The 16417-nt window shown below is 50.7% G+C and carries 13 protein-coding genes and 1 rRNA gene; all 14 read left to right on the top strand.

Going from position 1 to position 16417, the window contains the following annotated elements; all coding sequences use genetic code 11:
- Positions 1–8 precede the first annotated feature (8 nt).
- On the top strand, positions 9–164 hold the full coding sequence (locus tag NFR55_RS04655; RefSeq protein WP_251546798.1) for a hypothetical protein: 156 nt from the start codon (positions 9–11) through the stop codon (positions 162–164).
- Entirely contained in the window at positions 161–1402 is a 1242-nt protein-coding gene (locus NFR55_RS04650) for a DUF1015 domain-containing protein (RefSeq protein WP_251546797.1), read from the top strand. The genes NFR55_RS04655 and NFR55_RS04650 overlap by 4 nt, the downstream gene beginning before the upstream one ends.
- A 134-nt stretch (positions 1403–1536) precedes the next feature.
- Positions 1537–2877 (top strand): aspartate kinase, encoded by a 1341-nt coding sequence (locus NFR55_RS04645; RefSeq protein ID WP_251546795.1) that lies wholly within the window; start codon positions 1537–1539, stop codon positions 2875–2877.
- Positions 2867–3847 (top strand): LacI family DNA-binding transcriptional regulator, encoded by a 981-nt coding sequence (locus NFR55_RS04640; protein WP_251546793.1) that lies wholly within the window; start codon positions 2867–2869, stop codon positions 3845–3847. Before NFR55_RS04645 ends, NFR55_RS04640 begins: the two co-directional genes overlap by 11 nt.
- Before the next feature lie 172 nt (positions 3848–4019).
- Complete coding sequence (locus tag NFR55_RS04635) at positions 4020–6842, top strand: hypothetical protein (protein WP_251546791.1); 2823 nt, start codon at positions 4020–4022, stop codon at positions 6840–6842.
- A gap of 1 nt (position 6843) precedes the next feature.
- A complete protein-coding gene (locus NFR55_RS04630; RefSeq protein WP_251546790.1) occupies positions 6844–9327 on the top strand; it encodes a glucosidase family protein in 2484 nt (827 codons plus the stop codon).
- A 9-nt stretch (positions 9328–9336) separates the two neighbouring features.
- On the top strand, positions 9337–10746 hold the full coding sequence (locus tag NFR55_RS04625; protein ID WP_251546788.1) for an ABC transporter substrate-binding protein: 1410 nt from the start codon (positions 9337–9339) through the stop codon (positions 10744–10746).
- A gap of 2 nt (positions 10747–10748) precedes the next feature.
- Positions 10749–11663 carry a carbohydrate ABC transporter permease gene (locus NFR55_RS04620; RefSeq protein ID WP_251546786.1) on the top strand — a complete coding sequence of 305 codons (915 nt, stop codon included), beginning with the start codon at positions 10749–10751 and terminating at the stop codon, positions 11661–11663.
- A gap of 1 nt (position 11664) precedes the next feature.
- Entirely contained in the window at positions 11665–12516 is an 852-nt protein-coding gene (locus NFR55_RS04615; RefSeq protein WP_251546784.1) for a carbohydrate ABC transporter permease, read from the top strand.
- Positions 12517–12655: 139 nt separating this feature from the next.
- A complete protein-coding gene (locus NFR55_RS04610) occupies positions 12656–13924 on the top strand; it encodes a lysylphosphatidylglycerol synthase transmembrane domain-containing protein (protein ID WP_251546782.1) in 1269 nt (422 codons plus the stop codon).
- Between the two features lie 35 nt (positions 13925–13959).
- A complete protein-coding gene (locus tag NFR55_RS04605) occupies positions 13960–14682 on the top strand; it encodes a CDP-alcohol phosphatidyltransferase family protein (protein WP_251546780.1) in 723 nt (240 codons plus the stop codon).
- 7 nt (positions 14683–14689) lie between these two features.
- Complete coding sequence (locus NFR55_RS04600; RefSeq protein ID WP_251546778.1) at positions 14690–15544, top strand: phosphatidylserine decarboxylase; 855 nt, start codon at positions 14690–14692, stop codon at positions 15542–15544.
- Positions 15545–15664: 120 nt separating this feature from the next.
- Positions 15665–16246: a hypothetical protein gene (locus tag NFR55_RS04595; RefSeq protein WP_251546776.1), complete on the top strand. Its 582-nt coding sequence runs from the start codon at positions 15665–15667 to the stop codon at positions 16244–16246.
- Positions 16247–16344: 98 nt separating this feature from the next.
- Positions 16345–16417, top strand: a 5S ribosomal RNA gene (rrf, locus tag NFR55_RS04590); the annotation flags it as partial.

Genomic DNA, 16417 nt, shown 5'->3' with positions numbered 1-16417 from the left:
AGAACGGAATGGAAAACTTAAACGGACACAAGGAAGATAACGCAAAGAACGGCAATCCCGTAGGGCGTTTTTTCAAAGCGGTTTTCGTTCATAATTTCTTGGCTAAATTTTCCGCTTTGGTGATAAGCGCGGCAATGTGGGCGCTTGCGGTGGGTCTTGCATGAGTAACGATACAAAACGTAATAATGTTGCGGCGCGGCAAAGCACGGTGTGTGTGCCGCGCGTTTTATTACCCGCAAACGCGGATATGCGCAAATGGTCGGTTGTGGCGTGCGACCAGTTCACATCCGACAAAGCCTACTGGGACAAATTGTACGAATATACGGGAAACGCTCCGAGCACTCTCAACATGATTTTGCCCGAGTGCTATCTCGGCTGTTGCGACGAAGCCGAGCGCAGCGCGGGCATTGAAAAAACTATGCGCGAGTACCTTTCTTCCGAACTTTTTTACGAGGTGAACTCGTTTGTTTCGGTTAGCAGAAAATTTGCTTCGGGCAAGGTGCGCCGCGGACTTGTTTGCGCCATAGACCTAACCGACTACGAATACGCGGCGGGCAACAAAGCTCTTATACGCGCCACCGAAGGCACCGTGGAAGAACGGCTTCCGCCGCGCGTGAAAATACGCGAGCGATGCCCGCTCGAACTGCCGCACGTAATGCTGCTTGCCGACGACCCGAAAAACATTTTGTTTTCGGCGGTGTGCGGGCACGAGGGTAAAACGCTGTACGATTTCGAGTTGAACGCGGGCGGCGGGCACATAACGGGCAAAGAGGTTGCCGACTCGCAAGCGGTTATAAACGCCTTTGCCGCGCTTAAAGAAGATACCGAAGCGCGTTGCGGAGAAGACCTCTTGCTTTTGGTGGGCGACGGCAACCATTCGCTCGCCGCGGCTAAAAAGTGCTACGAAAAAGCCAAAGCCGAAAACGACGAAACCGCCGAACTTAAGCGTTACGCGCTGTGCGAGATAGTGAATTTGTACGATAGCGGCATAGAGTTCGAGCCGATACACCGCGCTCTTTTCGGCGTAAATCCCGAGAGCGTGGCGAAAGAGTTGAAAGAACTTTCGGCGGGCTTTCCTTTGCCCGCGGTAATGCGCGGCGGCGGCAGGGAATACGAATACGCCTTGCCCGCAGAGCCTATAAGTGCCGTGGCGTTTGTGCAAGACTTTGCGGCAAAGTACGCGGAGAAAACGGGTTGCGCAATAGATTACATACACGGCGAGAATGCGCTGAATAAACTCGGCGACAAACCCGACTGCGCGGCTATACCGTTGCCGCCCATAGACAAATCGGGCTTTACGGAGTACATATTGCGCAACGGCGTTTTGCCCAAAAAGACTTTTTCCATGGGGCACGCGGAAGAAAAGAGATACTACCTCGAGGCTCGGCGCATAGGTAAGTGAGCGGCGGGGTTACACCGTGTCATTGCGAGGAGGGCGTAGCCCGACGCGGCAATCTCATGCGGCATTCCCGTATTATTGCGTAGCGAAGCAATCCCCTGCATGAGAAAGAAAACCCACAACAAGGAGAACAATCTATGAAAGTGCTGAAATTCGGCGGTACGAGCATGGCAAACGCGGCGTCTATACGCAAAGTGGCGCATATTATAAATTCCGACCCGAGCGCGCGCTATATAGTGGTGTCCGCGCCCGGCAAACGCGAAAGTTCGGACGTGAAAGTTACCGACCTGCTTTACGAGTGCATAGACGAACGCGACCGCTCTGGCGTTTGCGACGCCGCACTTGCCAAAGTGATAAGCCGTTTCGGCGATATAATAGAGGGGTTGGGGCTCGAACTCGACCTCACTCCCGAGTTCAACGTGATACGAGACCAAATAAACGGCGGCGCGGGCAAGGACTACGCTTCGAGCCGCGGCGAATTTCTCTCGGGCATAGTTACGGCAAAGTTGCTCGGCGCGAGATTTGTAGACGCGGGCGACGTGATACGCTTCGATATGGAAGGCAATTTCGACAGCGAAACAACCAACTGTTTGGTTGCGGAAAGAGTTTTGGGCAATGAGCGCGTGGTTGTGCCCGGATTTTACGGCAAAATGCCCAACGGCAGAATTAAGACTTTTTCGCGCGGCGGCTCCGACGTAACGGGCGCGATAATCGCTCGCGGCGTAAACGCCGAGGTGTACGAGAATTGGACGGACGTTGACGGGTTTATGACGGTAGACCCGAGAATACAAAAAAATCCGCAAATAATAGAAATGCTCACGTATAAAGAGTTGCGCGAGTTGAGCTATATGGGCGCGAACGTGTTGCACCCCGAAAGCATATTTCCCGTGCGCAAAGCGGATATTCCCATAAACATACGAAACACTTTCAATCCTTCCGCGCCCGGCACAATGATAGTGCCCACCAAAAAGTTTATGCGCGGCGAGTACAAACGCACCGACCGCACCATCACGGGCATAGCGGGCAAGACCGATTTTGCCGCGGTGTACGTTGAAAAGAGCCTTATGAACTCCGAGCTCGGGTTTGCCCGCCGTCTGCTCAAAATACTCGAGCGGCACAATATCTTGCTCGAACATCTTCCGAGCGGCATAGACACCATGACTGTTGTTATAGACGCGGCGGCACAGCGCAAAGAGGAAATAAGCGCGGTACTGCGCGAAATAAAAGAGGAACTTTCGCCGAGCAGTATCGAGTTTTACGAGGGCATTGCGCTTATAGCGGTGGTGGGGCACGGCATGAACCGCAAAACGGGTACTTCGGCGCGGGTTTTCGGCGCACTCGCCGCCGCGAACGTAAACATTCGCATGATAGACCAAGGCTCGAGCGAGTTGAATATTATTATCGGCGTAGAAAACGCGGACTACCAAAAGGCAATAAGAGCCATATACGCCGAGTTCGAGGGCGGCAATGGTAACTAAGAAAGAGGTTGCCGAATATGCGGGCGTGTCTACCGCCACGGTATCGCGAGTTATAAACGGAGTGGGCTACATTTCGAGCGAAACCGAGCGCAAGGTGCGCAAAGCCATAGAGGAACTCAACTATATACCCAACAAACTCGCGGGCAACCTTGCGAGAAACAAAAGCAATCTCATAGCCGTTTTGGTGGAGGACCTCATAAACCCGTACTATATGGCTCTCGTAGACGCCATGGTGGAGCGTGCGAGCGCGGAGAACTACGTGGTTGCGGTGTTTGCCATTAAGAACAGAGACGTCCGCCATGTGCTCGCCGACCTCGCCGCAAACAGGGTGTGCGGAATAGTGAACCTCGCAATGTTCACTTGCGATTTTTCGTGCTACGATATTTTTACCGAGGCGGGCACTAAGCTCATTAACTGCACCGCCGACAGTTCGATGGTGATGATAAACTACCGTAGCGGCATGGAAGAGGCAATGAGCTATCTTCGCGACAACGGGCACAAAAACGTGGCGTTTATAAGCGGACTCGAGGAGTGGCTCACCTACAAAGACGCCCGCGTAAAATATTTTATAGACAACCGTTCGCGGTTCGGATTTTCGGAAGATACGGCTGTGCTTTCGGCGGATTATCCCATGTCTAAAGCCTACGACGTAGGATACGCGCTTGCCGGAGAGCTTATAGACTCCGGCAAAAAAACAGACGCGGTGATTTGCCTTACCGATATGATGGCTCTCGGAGCAACGAAAGCCTTCTTCGACCGCGGCTACTCCGTTCCGAACGACGTTTCGTTTATAGGGTGCGACGATTTGGAATTTACCGAGTATTTCAATCCCGCGCTCACCACCATAAGCGTGGACAAGCGCGCCGAGGGATTTGCCTATATAGACTACATTTTGGGCAAAACAAGCGAAGTAACCGAAATAAGCACGCACTTAAAGGTGCGGGAGAGCGTAAAGAATATCTCCGAGTAACGCGGTGCGCACATTTTTTTGAAAAAGTTTTGAAAAACATAGCAAAAATTTTCTTAAAGGGTATTGACAAGCCGCGCATATTGTGGTATATTATATACGATATGTGTACGCGCGTACATATTGCGCGAATAAGTGCACGTGTACAAAGCTACGATAAGTAAGGAGGATAATTATGAAGACCGAAAAGACAACGATTAAGTTGGGAATTATCGCAACCGTGATACTCTCATGTTGTCTTGCGCTGAGCGCAGTTGCGTTTTTCGGGGGGGGGAGCTTTAATTCCTTAGCCGCGAATGCGGAAAACGAAAAGGAAATAAAAATTTCCGCATGCTCGGGCGTAACGTATGAGGGCAGTAAGATAAGTTTTACAGTCGGGTTCGATAAGTCCGTGGAAATGTTCGACAACAACTATAATTATGTGGGAGTTGGCGGGCTTGATGAGTACGATAACCCAGCTATGTGCTGGGCTGATGATTGGTTTAGTGCTTCTTGCGGCGTAAGCCTTACTAAAGGAGGCAATGCCGATACAGTCGGAACTACGCAATATGTGCGAAGACATCTTAACGACGTTATAGGCAAATACGTTTATATTAACGGAGTAAGCGTGCGCGACATTATGCTTTCGGCAGTGGCTCATAAAGGAAACATAAATCCAAAGGGTTCGGGATTAACCGGTATAGGCGGAGTATATACGCAGGTATGGCAAAATATAGTTGATATTCGTGTTAATAAAAATGAGAATAATCTTATTTTTTACGGAATACAAACCGAAACGCCGTTTATTTCTTCATTACTCGGTTGCGACGAAACTACCAAAACTCTTAAAAGACCGTTAACGTTGACAATACGAGAAGGGTATACGGCTATGGACGGCACTGTGCTCAACAAGTCTGTAACCAAAAAGTTCGAAAACGAAGCGTGGAGCGACGTTGCCGACGAGAACGCGCCCGACCCTACCAATAACGTAACGGTTGCGGCTTTGTCCGCTCCCAACTACGAAAAGGCAATAACAAACGACGTATTTTGGGGTGGCGAAGGCGTGTTTTTCAATGCGTATTTCGGCGAAAAATCTTGGTACGACTCCCAAATAACCCCACGGTTTGTTACGGATAGAAATTGGTATTGGGGGCTTACCGCACCCGAGAGCGAACTTAATTGGTTTGCCACAAGTTGGAATACAAATACAGGAGCAACAACCCCGAAAGAACCTGCGCAAGCCGTAATGCAACGGCTCAATTCGCAGGTGCGCGATAAAATAGTTATAGCAAACGCCGACGGAACGAACGAGCGCACATTGGGTTCTATAGCAGACGGACTGAGCGCGACGGGTTCGGAAAAATACGAAAAGTTCGACGTGCTTGCCAATATTCAAGCGGATACTTTGATATTCGTTATGAATAAGGAAATCACGCAAGACCTGCTCGGGTGGAACAACGGCGAAATAGGCAAAGAGTTCAAAATAATATTCAAGCAGGGCTTTACCGCCATGACGGGCAAAACCATAGCCGAGGATATCGGTTTTACCTATAAACTCGCTTCCAAAGCGTTCGAGCGCGACGGCATAGAGATACCGCCCGAATTGCCCGAAGAGGATATAACCACGCCCGTTACTTTCTCCATGAGCAACTTTCATCCGTCGGCCGGCAGGCGCGGTATAAGCATAGAGTTCAGCGAAAATATTCGCCCGCGCGATGTTGCGAACAACGCCGACGTGGCAACCGAAGAATGGGTGCGCAACGGGTTTATGCTCAACGGCAAAACTTTCGGCGAAATATACGATTACGCCAAAGCCAACGAACTCAATTTCAGCGTGAATTTCGAGACGAGAAACAAAATAACTTTTTGGATGCCCGAGGCGATACCCGAGAGCGAGGGCGGACTCAAGCGTAGCGGCGAGGCGATTTCGGAAAAGGGCAACATAGTTACCGTGCTTAAAACGATAGAGCTTCCGCGCAACGCGCCGTTCGGATACGAAAGCGACGTTTCGTTTGTGAACTCGGGTGCGAACTGGACTATGCAGTACACCTTCCCCGAAATAACCGAGTGGGAAGCGGTTGACGTGCTCGGCATAGCAAATCCCGAGTCGGTAGAGGGCGGCAAAGTGCGTTACGAAATACAGTTTTCGCAAAACGTGGCGGACAAGCCTTATCACCACGTTAACGCGGGCGTAGACTGGATACGCGCGGGCAATCCCAACAAACTCACCGAAGAAGAAATTGAAAAGCTCAACTTTTACGGCGTGTTCGATTCCGTGCTCGATAAAATTCAAATAACCGTTAACGGCGTGACAAAAACGGTGCGCGGCTGGCAAAACACAGACGAAAACCCGTCGAACTTTACGCAAGGCGTTTTGCAGATACACTACTTTCAGCAAACGGGACTCAACACCATGCAAATTTTGTGGTCGGCTATGCGCCAAAGCGCGGGCAGTACGGTGCAAGACCAACCGCAACCGCTCAATCCGGGCGTGAACGCTCAAATTTCCATAACCTTTAAGGCGGGCTTTCACACGCCCTCTTTGCAGGAAATAAAAGAGGACGTTACGTTTACCTATTCGGGCGAAGAGGGCGCAACGTTCGTAAAAGAAAAACAGGATATAGTAGTTGATACCGTAACTTTCCAAAAGGTATTTTACAACGGCGAAAAGATAACCGAGGGCGGCACGCTTACCCTTCCCGCGGGCGTGTTCGAAATGAAAAAAGAGCTGTTCACGGTTATATTCGCAGAGGGCGAAATTCCCTTCGAGGTGAGCGGCATAACCGATATGAAAGCGGGCGACAACGCTGTTACGATTACGGCTACGGCGGGCGACAAGACCGAAACGTATGCTTTCACAGTTGTGTGCTCTCAAAAGACCGACTCGGATGCGGAGCAAAAAGAGGAAGAGGGGTGCGGCGGCTTTGCGAGCGGCGCGAGCGCGTTTGCGGGCGGCGTAATGATTGCAATGAGTTTGATTGCCGCGGTTGCGGTACTCGCAAAGAGGAGGAAAGCGTAACATGAAAAAGATATTATCGGTAATACTCGCCATAGCCTGCATGTTTTCGTTCGCCGCATGCGATAACGGCAACAACGGCGGCAATAACGGCGCAAGCGGCAAAGATTACGAATACGTGCGAGAGTCCGAAAACAATATACTCAAATTCAGCTCGTCGGACGAGGGCTTGGACAACTTTCTAAACGACTATTTCCACCGCCACGCGCGTTACGACTCCAAGCGCATAGACAGCCGCGACCTCGGCTCGGCGGTTACGTTCGGCAAAGAGTGGGAAGCGTACAGCCTTATGTTTTTCGATTCCACCGAAAGCGCGTTCGGCATAAGCCGTCAAAACATGATAAAGAACTATATAGACGGCGTGCCCGTGGACCGTTTCGGCTATGTGTGGAACGCTTATCACGCCGTGCAGGAAAACGATACCGACGGCAACGTGTACTTTCATCAGGGTTGGCCGTTCCCCGCATACTCCACGGTGGGCAACGCGGGAGCGAAGGGCTGGGAGTTCGCAAACGGGCAGACGGGCGGATGGACCGTTACGCTCAACGGCGCGGACTATGCCGCGAGCGTGGAAACCAACGCTTCGGGCGACGGCAAACTCGTAGTGCAGAGCGATAACATAAGCGAGATTGTGTTTGTTTCGCCCGAAAACGCGAATATAAATTGCGCCCGCGCGCCTTTCCTCGAGTTCGATATCCGCTTTACCGATACCGGCACTACCGACAGGGAAAACAGCTTTATAGAAGATTTGGAGGTGCGGTTTATCCGCGAGGGCGAAAGCTGGGATAACGCGCACTCGGTAAGCTACGGCGAGTTTTGCACCACGGGCGATATGAACATAACGCCGAGTTTCAACCGCCATATATATTTCCCCATGTATCTCAACGAAGACTGGGGCAAAAGCGGCACAATAAAGCAATTTAAGCTCGTAGTGAAAACCAAAGATACGGGCAAAGCGCGCAAAGGCAACTTTAAGCTCAATTTCGTTCGCGCACAGTTCGACACTCGACAAACAAACAACATAGGCATATTTCTTTCGGCGGCTCAAAAGTATCTCGAGTTCAGCGGCGACTCCGCTGCTCTCGAAAGAAATCTTTCGCGTTTCCGCAGTGCGGCGCAGTTCCTTATAGGATACTGCAACGGCGAGAGCGGACTTATAGACCGCGGCGGGTTCGTGGGGCACGAGGGCTCTAAGAGCGGAATAGGCACGAGCATAGGCAACGGCTACTGGGATATGCTTTCCACGCCCACGGTGAGTTTGTACGCAAATCTTTTCTTCTACCGCGCCATACAGTCTATGCTGTATATAGAGCGCATGGCGCAAACGCTCGGCATAACGCAGGATATGCCCGAGGTTTGGAACAAGACGGCAAGCGGCTACGTGTCGTATAACGAACAAATGACGGTAACCGCGCTCGAAGAACTGCTTGAAAAAATCCGCAAAAAAATTCAAGAGCCCGTAAATACCGCCGCCGAAACGGGATTTTGGGACGAGAGCAAGGGGCGGTTTATAGAGGGCTTCGACTCCGACGGCGACGCGGTGGACTACGGATACGTTATGTATAATCTCGAGGCGATAGAAACGGGCGTTGCCACCGCCGAGCAGGCAAAGAAAATACTCGATTGGGTTAACGGCGACCGCATAGTAGAGGCGGATAAAGTAACCGACGGAGATTACCCGCAAGACGACGAGCAAAGCTACGCTACGGGTAAAAAGGGCAGTGCGGTGCAAGCCGACGGATACGTTGACTCGGAGGGCACGCTTGGTATATACGACTACGAGTTTGCGCCCCGCACCTCCACGGTAAAAAATCACAAACATTACTATTGGGATTGGACTACGGGCGAAAGCGCAATGTATGCCGAACAGCTTCAAGACGGCGGCGCGACTATGTACGTGAGCTACTACGATATTATGTCGCGCATAGATACCCGCGGGGCGGACGACGCGTTCGCGCGGCTCAAAGAGATACAGGCGTGGTACGAAAAAGTGCGGGAGGCGGCAAAGGCGGCGCACGAGGCCATGCCCGACGGCGGCTACGACGGAGTGAATTTTTACCGCGCATATTACGACCAAAAGGCAAATCTACAGGGCAACGGCGAAGCCGGCACGCTCGGACTCGATTGCGAGTTCCTCGAGTCGTCTATGCTTTACGCAACCGTGCCTTACGGATTTTTCGGGATATCGGGAAGCGAGAACAACGCGCTTTCTATCGAGCCTAAAGTACCCGCAAATCTCGACTGGTGGAAGATGGAAAATCTTTTGTATCGCGGCGTTAGGTACGACCTTACCGTAATGAAAAACTCGGCGCAGATAGACTACGTGCGCGGCGACACCGACGGGCTTTACGTTTCGGTAACGCTTGCGGGCGGCGCGAATTCCAAAATATACATGAACGGAACGGAGCAAGAAACCGCGTATGATAAAGACTCGGGAACGGTTACCGCCAAAGTGCCGTTTAAGGCTTGCAAACTTACCGTAAAATAAGGAGTAGATATGAAACTTTGCAAAAGACTTACGAATTTTGCGTGCTGTGTGGCGGCGGCGATATTTTGCGCGTTCGCTCTCTCGGGTTGCGGACTTTTGCCCGCAGGCTCGGGCGGCGGCGCGGGAAACGGCGACAAAGCGGTTATCACCGTTGCCATGCTCAGCTCGGAAAAGAAATCGTTCGAGCGGCTCGAAAAGGCGTTTGAGGAAACGCACTCTGACGTGGACGTGCGCATAAACGTGTACACGAGCTACGAAACGGCAATGACCAACTATGTTCGCAACGATAACTGGGCGGATATAGTATGGACGGCGGGCGACCAACACGCGGGATATTCGGGCGCGGGGCACTTTTTGAACCTGAAAGATTTCGACGAAGCCGACGATACGTTCGATTTCGCAACGAGCGGCATTTATCCCGTTTTGCTCGAATCGACTCATCACTCTTTTGACGACGACGGCTACTGGTTCATGCCGCGCGACTACAATATTCCCATTATTTTTGTGAATAAGTCGCACTTGTCGAGGGCGGGAATAGACTACGAAGAGTTAAAGGCAAATTGGAACTACGAAAAGTTTTTGCAAACGTGCAACGCGCTCAAGAGCGCGTACGCCACATCTACCGAAACCGACGAAGACGTGCGCATAGGATTTTTGCGTTCCGCTTTCCCGCTCGAGCTCGACGCGGTGAAAATGTCTAACTTTACGGGCATACTTAAATCTTTCGGCGGCGAAATGTTCGATACCTCGGCGAGCGACATGGAAGCCATATGCGCGTACAGGAGCGCGGAGTCGGTGAGCGCGTATAAGAGATTTTATCAAACTTTTTACGAGAGCGGTTTGGTAGACCCGTCCGACACCAATTCCAGCCTGTTCAATAAGAAGATGGCGGGCATGTGGCTTGCCGTTCGTCCCGAGGTTGCGAATATTCCCGCCTCGGTGGATTACGACTTTTTGCCTTCGCCGTTCGAGGTGTCGGGCGTGGGGTGCGGCGGCTATGCCATAACCAAACGCGCGGCGGAAAAGGAGTTTAAGGGCAAGAAGATAAGCGAATACTGTTGGGAGCTATTAAAGTTTATCGTGAGCGAAGCGGGACAAAACGCGCTCAGCGAATCGGGACTTTTGGTGCCCGCCATATCGCAACTTAAAAACAGCGGCGTGTGGACTACGTACGGAAACACAGGCTCGGTGACTCGCAATCACACGGCTTTCACCGATTTCGGCGGCGATATAGTGGGGCTTAACGACTCCAAACTGTTTGCGCCCGCGTACAACATTTCGGTGGATAAGGAACTTGTTTCGCTCGTTACGTATTGCATACAGTACGGCGGCGGCAATTTCGAAACCGATTTCGCTGCTAAGGCGAACGAGGTGTTCGGGCGCATGAAAAACTACAAACTTGCGGGAGCGAACGCGTAAAAATGGCTCTCAACGCAAAAGAACGCCGCAAGTTCAAGGTTGCGGACAACTTAACGAGCTTTTTGTTCGTTGTGCCGTGCGTGCTCGGAATTATACTGTTTACCTTGATGCCCATGGTTTCCAGCCTTTACTACTCTTTCACCGAATACAACACTATGGTTTCGTCGTCGCCGCAGGCTTTCGTGGGGCTTGACAACTACGTTGCCGTATTCACTACCGAGTGGGCTAAAGCGGGGCACGCGCTCAAAGTAACCGTGCTTTACTCGCTCGTTACGATTCCGCTATATATGGTGCTCGGCTTTATGCTCGCGTTGCCGCTCGCTCGCGAGTTTAAGGGGGTGCGCGTGTTTCGCACTCTCATATATCTGCCCGTGCTTATTCCCATGATTATAAGCGGATATTTGTGGAACGACCTAACGCAGAGTTACGGTCATATAAATCAGATACTCGAAACGATAGGCGTGGGCAAGTACGCGTTTTTCAACAGCGAGGACACGGCAATGCTGTCGTTCGTGTTGATGGGGTTGTTCACGCTCGGCGGCAATATGGTGCTGTGGATAGCGCAGATTAAAGCCATACCGAACGCAATGTTCGAGGCGGCGGAGATAGAGGGCGCGAAATACCGTACCGTGCTTTTCCGCATAATAATCCCCATGTGCACGCCCATGATATTTTACAACCTCGTATTATCGGTGGTAAATTCGTTGCAAACGTATGCTTCGGCGATAGTGGTGCGAACGCATCTCAACGCAGACGCGCTCGACTTTTACGTGGGGCAGGTGTATTCCAAAATAGTGGAAATGGGCAACCTCGGAATGGGCAGCGCAATGAGTTGGATACTTTTCGTAATCATAGCGGTTATAGCGGGAATTACGTTTAAGTTCAACAAGTGGGTTTACTACGAGGAGGACGTGTAGCATGACGGCTTCCGCAAAAAAGCGCGTGACTTTGACCGCGAAATATATAGTAACTTCCGTTGTTGCGGCACTGTTTTTGTTCCCCGTGTTCGTAATGGTGTTGCGCGCCTTTACCGCCGACGACTTTGTGTTCGCTCCGAGGTTCTTTCCCGTGGAGTGGGGCGTAAGCGGCTTTGTAAACGCGGTAGACGGCGGCATTGTGCAACTTGTTATAAACACTCTTATAGTTGCGGGGCTTACCATAGCGGGCACTGCCGTAAGCTCTACGCTTTGCGCCTACGGGTTCAGCAAAGTAAAGTTCAAGGGGCAGAGCGTTGTGTTCGGCATAGTTATAGCCACGCTCATGCTACCCGCGGTGTGCATGCAGTTGCAACTGTTTTCGCAGTACTATAATTGGGGCTGGATAGGCAGTTGGTTGCCGCTCATCGTGCCCGCCTTTTTCGGCGGCGGCGCAACCAACATATTTTTGGTGCGGCAGTACATGAAAGGCGTTCCCAACTCCGTGTGCGAAGCGGCTAAGATAGACGGCGCGAACAAGTTCACTATATATTGGCGCATAGTGCTTCCCATGTGCATGCCCATAGTAACTTACGTAATGGTTATAACCTTTCTCGGCTGTTGGAACGACCTAATGGGTCCTTTGATGTATTTGCAGATGTCGGGTAGGGAGAGCTACTATACGCTGTCGCTCGGCATATACATGAAGAGCTTAGACCCCGAATTTTGGCAATGGCAGTTCCCCAACGTGCAGATGGCGGTAGGGCTGTTGATGATGTTGCCGTGCGTACTGCTCTTCTTCCTGTTCCAAAAAAGTCTTATAGAAGGCGTAACCATGGGGAGCGTGAAAGGCTGAAAAAACAACGCGAAAAGGCGGAGCGACAACGCGCCGTCTTTTTTATTGCGCGTTATATTTCGCAGAGGCGAAAAGCAAGCGTATAGTACTTGACAAAGATGTGCGGCGAGGGGTATAATAATTAGTAAAGGAGTTTTCAATGGGCAAAAAAATATCCAAAAGCGTAAAAAAGCAGTTACTCAATATTGCTTTTCTCGTATTGCTTGTGGGTATCACGCTCGTAATACTTTGCCTGAGCAACCGAGAACTCGATTTTAAGAGCATTGCCGACTTTCTCGTTTCGAGCAATCCTTGGTTTTTGGCTGTGGCTTTCGGCTGTATGCTCGCCTATATTTTGTTCGAAGCTCTCAGCTTGCACGTTATATGCCGCACCTTGGGGCATAAGTGCAAATTCCGTTCTTCGGTGGTGTATTCGGCGTCCGACGTGTACTATTCCGCCATTACGCCCAGCGCGGCTGGCGGGCAACCCGCTTCTGCGTATTACATGGTGCAAGACGGCATGCCCGGCGGTTCGGCGACTTTCGCTCTCGTGTTCAATCTCATAGCTTATACGGGAGCTATAATAGTGCTCGGACTTGCGGCGTTTATAATAAATCCCGTAATGTTCGTGGGGTTCGGCGCGTTCGTGAAATTTTTGGTGCTCGCGGGACTCGTATTCCAAAGTTTGTTGCTTGCGTTTTGCATAATGTGCATGTTTTGCCCCGGCTTTATTTACAAGTGCGGAAGCGGAATAATTACGCTGTTGCATAAAATCCGCATAATCAAAAAGGCGGAGAAATGGCGCGGCAGATTGCAGGGCGTAATAGACAAGTACAAAGGTTGCCTGTCGGCGTTGAGAGAGCATCGCGCTCTCTTTGCGATTGTGCTCCTGTTCAATATAATTCAACGCGCTTCCCAAATGCTCGTTACATGCTTTGTGTGCATGGCGGGGCGCAACGACGTGCCGTTTTTGGAAATACTCGTAATGCAGGCGTACGTTACGCTCGGATACAACTTTATCCCGCTTCCCGGCGGCGTGGGCGCGTTCGAGTTTTTGTATTTGCATATTTTTATCTTGCGATACGACAAAGCGTTTATTTTGGTAGCCATGATGATTACGCGCGTTATATCTTACTATATAAGCATGGCGTTGAGCGGCGTTATCACGCTTACCTATCACGGCATGCTCATGCGCAGAAAACGGTTGCGGCTCGCCGCGGATATCGCCGAGCAAAACGAGTTGCCGGCAGAACAAACCGAATTGTCTGCCGAGCAAGCGGAGATTGCAAATCCCGAGCAAGCGGGCGATACTCTTGCGAGCGAACAGCCCTTGCCCGAGCTCGAGGACAAGCCCGCACAACAAAAAGAGCAGAGTGAACCCGAGCAAAAAGAGCAAATCTTGTCGGAAAATGACGAAACAACGAAATAAAAACGAGAAAATACGCAAAATAAGATGAGAAGCCTATGAAAAAGCAAGGAAAAATAATAGGATATTGGCATTACGGAGTAGTGCTCACTTATATTTCGGTTATTGCCGCGATTGTAGGCATGTGCTTTTCCGCTGTTCAGCACACTTGGATTGCCGTGATTTGTTTGCTTGTGTCGGGCGTGTGCGACGCGTTTGACGGAACTGTTGCCCGCACCCGCAAAAACCGCACCGCGGAAGAGTGTATGTTCGGCGAGCAAATAGACTCGCTTTCGGATTTGATAGCGTTCGGAGTCGCGCCCGCCATGATAGGCTACGGCATGGGCATGGACAGATGGTACTACATACCCGTATTCGTTATATTCATACTGTGCGCACTCATTCGTCTTGCCTATTTCAACGTAACCGAGGAGATGCGCCGAAACAGCGAACAGCTTGGGGGGGGAGTGCGAAAAGAATACGAAGGACTCCCCGTAACGGCGGTTGCCATAGCGTACCCCATATTTTGGATGGTGGCGAGCTTCTTTTGGCACAGCGAAAAGCTGTATTTCGTGTCGGGACTCATTATGGCGTTTGCGCTTTTGCTCATTGCGGTGCTGTTCGTGCTCCGTTTCCGCGTTCCCAAACTCAAGCCGCGCGGCATACTCGTTGCCATAACCATTGTTGCGGTTCTGCTCGCCGTTCTCCTTACCGTAAAGGGGCTTGTGTTCCACCAGTTAAAGCCGCCTCACCCGAGCGATATACCCATTTTCAAAAAGTAGGTTTGTTATGAGAGAGATACACAAAGAGGGGACTCCGCCCAAAAGTCTGCGCTTTATGTATAGGAGCAAATGGGGATTGCCGCTACTGAGAATACTCAGCGGCAGGTTTGTTTCCAAACTCGTCGGCAAATACATGGACGGCAGGCTTAGCAAGCACCGCATTAAAAAGTACGTAAAAAAGAACGGCATAGATATGTCGGAGTATATAGAAGAGGATTACAAGAGTTTCAACGCGTTTTTCACCCGCAGGATTAAGCCCGAGCTTCGCCCCTTCGATATGAACCCCCACTCGTTTATATCCCCGTGCGATTCCAAAGTGAGCGCATACCGCATAACTCCGCACTCCACGTTCGAAATAAAAGGCTACGTTTACAACACCCAAACGCTGTTGCGTAGTGCCGAGCTTGCGGCAAAATACGAGGGCGGACTGTGTATAGTGTTCCGCCTTGCCGTAACCGATTATCACAGATATTTTTATTTAGACAATTGCGAAAAGGAAGATAACGTATTTATTAAGGGCAGACTCCATACGGTTCAGCCCGTCGCGCTCGACGCCCGCAAAGTTTTTGCGGAGAACTGCCGAGAATACACGGTTATGCACACCGAAAATTTCGGTGACGTAACGCAGGTAGAGGTGGGCGCAATGATGGTGGGAAGAATTTCCAACAATCACGGAAAGGGGAGTTTTTCCCGAGGAGAGGAGAAAGGAAAGTTCGAGTTCGGCGGTTCTACGATTGTGTTGCTTATAGAGAAAGATAAACTCGAGCTTGACGAAGAATTTTTCGCAAACACGCAGGACGGCAACGAAACCGTTGTTAAGTGCGGAGAGAGAATAGGTCAAAAAAAGACGACGAAACAATAAAGCGTATATAAAACGAAAGGAGCAAGATAAATGAAGAAGTTCAGGGTTTTTGTTTTTACGTTCGTATTTATTATTTTTGCCGTTGCAAGTTTTTCAGCTTGCGAACTTACGCATGTTAAAATGCCGAGTACGGACGTAGAAAATCCCGAAACTCCCAACCCCGACAATCTCGAGCCGAATAATCCCGACGACCCGCCCGTAAATTCCGACGGCGAAATTCCTCCCGATAATTCCGTATTAAAGGAAATAACGGGCATAGAATTTCCTTCCGTAACCGCGGAATACGACGGGAAAGAACACGTAGCCGAAATAGCGGGCGAGTTGCCCGAAGGCGTTACGGTTTCGTATTTCAATAACGTGGGCGTAGACGCATATATTTATGTTGCCGAAGCAACGCTTTCGGGCGAGGGTTACAGAACGCTCACGCTCAAAACAATGATAAACATTAAAAGAGCCGATTTCAAGGGCGTTATTTTCGAAAACGCAACTTTCGCTTACGACGGCGACCCGCACTGCGTGCTCGTAAGCGGTAATCTGCCCGAGGGAACAACTATTCAGTATTTGGTGCGCGAGTCGCCGAGAATTGTAGCGGAAGAGTTCCCGTATTTCGTGGTGGACCGCGGCAAATACAAAGTTACCGCCGTTCTCAAAAACAAGAATTACAACACCAAAGTTTATAACGCCGAAATATGCGTAATATAATTTGCAAAAATTTTTTTGTCAATTACATAAAAACGGTTGACTTATTTCGCCGCATATGATAGAATAATCAAGCTGTGAACGAAAAGGCACAGTACCATTGCGGTGACGATATCGTGAGGGACCCACCCGTTCCCATACCGAACACGGAAGTTAAGCCTCATGGAGCCGAGG

It is taken from the genome of Pumilibacter intestinalis (assembly GCF_943193005.1).
GTDB lineage: Bacteria > Bacillota > Clostridia > Christensenellales > Pumilibacteraceae > Pumilibacter > Pumilibacter intestinalis.
Note: the sequence above shows the minus strand (reverse complement) of the source record. Positions and strands in the feature narration are given on the sequence as shown.

Coding starts and splice junctions, on each gene's coding strand:
- NFR55_RS04640 (WP_251546793.1), top strand. CDS start 2,867: ATGGTAACTAAGAAAGAGGTTGCCGAATATGCGGGCGTGTCTACCGCC.
- NFR55_RS04620 (WP_251546786.1), top strand. CDS start 10,749: ATGGCTCTCAACGCAAAAGAACGCCGCAAGTTCAAGGTTGCGGACAAC.
- NFR55_RS04650 (WP_251546797.1), top strand. CDS start 161: ATGAGTAACGATACAAAACGTAATAATGTTGCGGCGCGGCAAAGCACG.
- NFR55_RS04630 (WP_251546790.1), top strand. CDS start 6,844: ATGAAAAAGATATTATCGGTAATACTCGCCATAGCCTGCATGTTTTCG.
- NFR55_RS04645 (WP_251546795.1), top strand. CDS start 1,537: ATGAAAGTGCTGAAATTCGGCGGTACGAGCATGGCAAACGCGGCGTCT.
- NFR55_RS04655 (WP_251546798.1), top strand. CDS start 9: ATGGAAAACTTAAACGGACACAAGGAAGATAACGCAAAGAACGGCAAT.
- NFR55_RS04610 (WP_251546782.1), top strand. CDS start 12,656: ATGGGCAAAAAAATATCCAAAAGCGTAAAAAAGCAGTTACTCAATATT.
- NFR55_RS04605 (WP_251546780.1), top strand. CDS start 13,960: ATGAAAAAGCAAGGAAAAATAATAGGATATTGGCATTACGGAGTAGTG.
- NFR55_RS04595 (WP_251546776.1), top strand. CDS start 15,665: ATGCCGAGTACGGACGTAGAAAATCCCGAAACTCCCAACCCCGACAAT.
- NFR55_RS04635 (WP_251546791.1), top strand. CDS start 4,020: ATGAAGACCGAAAAGACAACGATTAAGTTGGGAATTATCGCAACCGTG.
- NFR55_RS04615 (WP_251546784.1), top strand. CDS start 11,665: ATGACGGCTTCCGCAAAAAAGCGCGTGACTTTGACCGCGAAATATATA.
- NFR55_RS04600 (WP_251546778.1), top strand. CDS start 14,690: ATGAGAGAGATACACAAAGAGGGGACTCCGCCCAAAAGTCTGCGCTTT.
- NFR55_RS04625 (WP_251546788.1), top strand. CDS start 9,337: ATGAAACTTTGCAAAAGACTTACGAATTTTGCGTGCTGTGTGGCGGCG.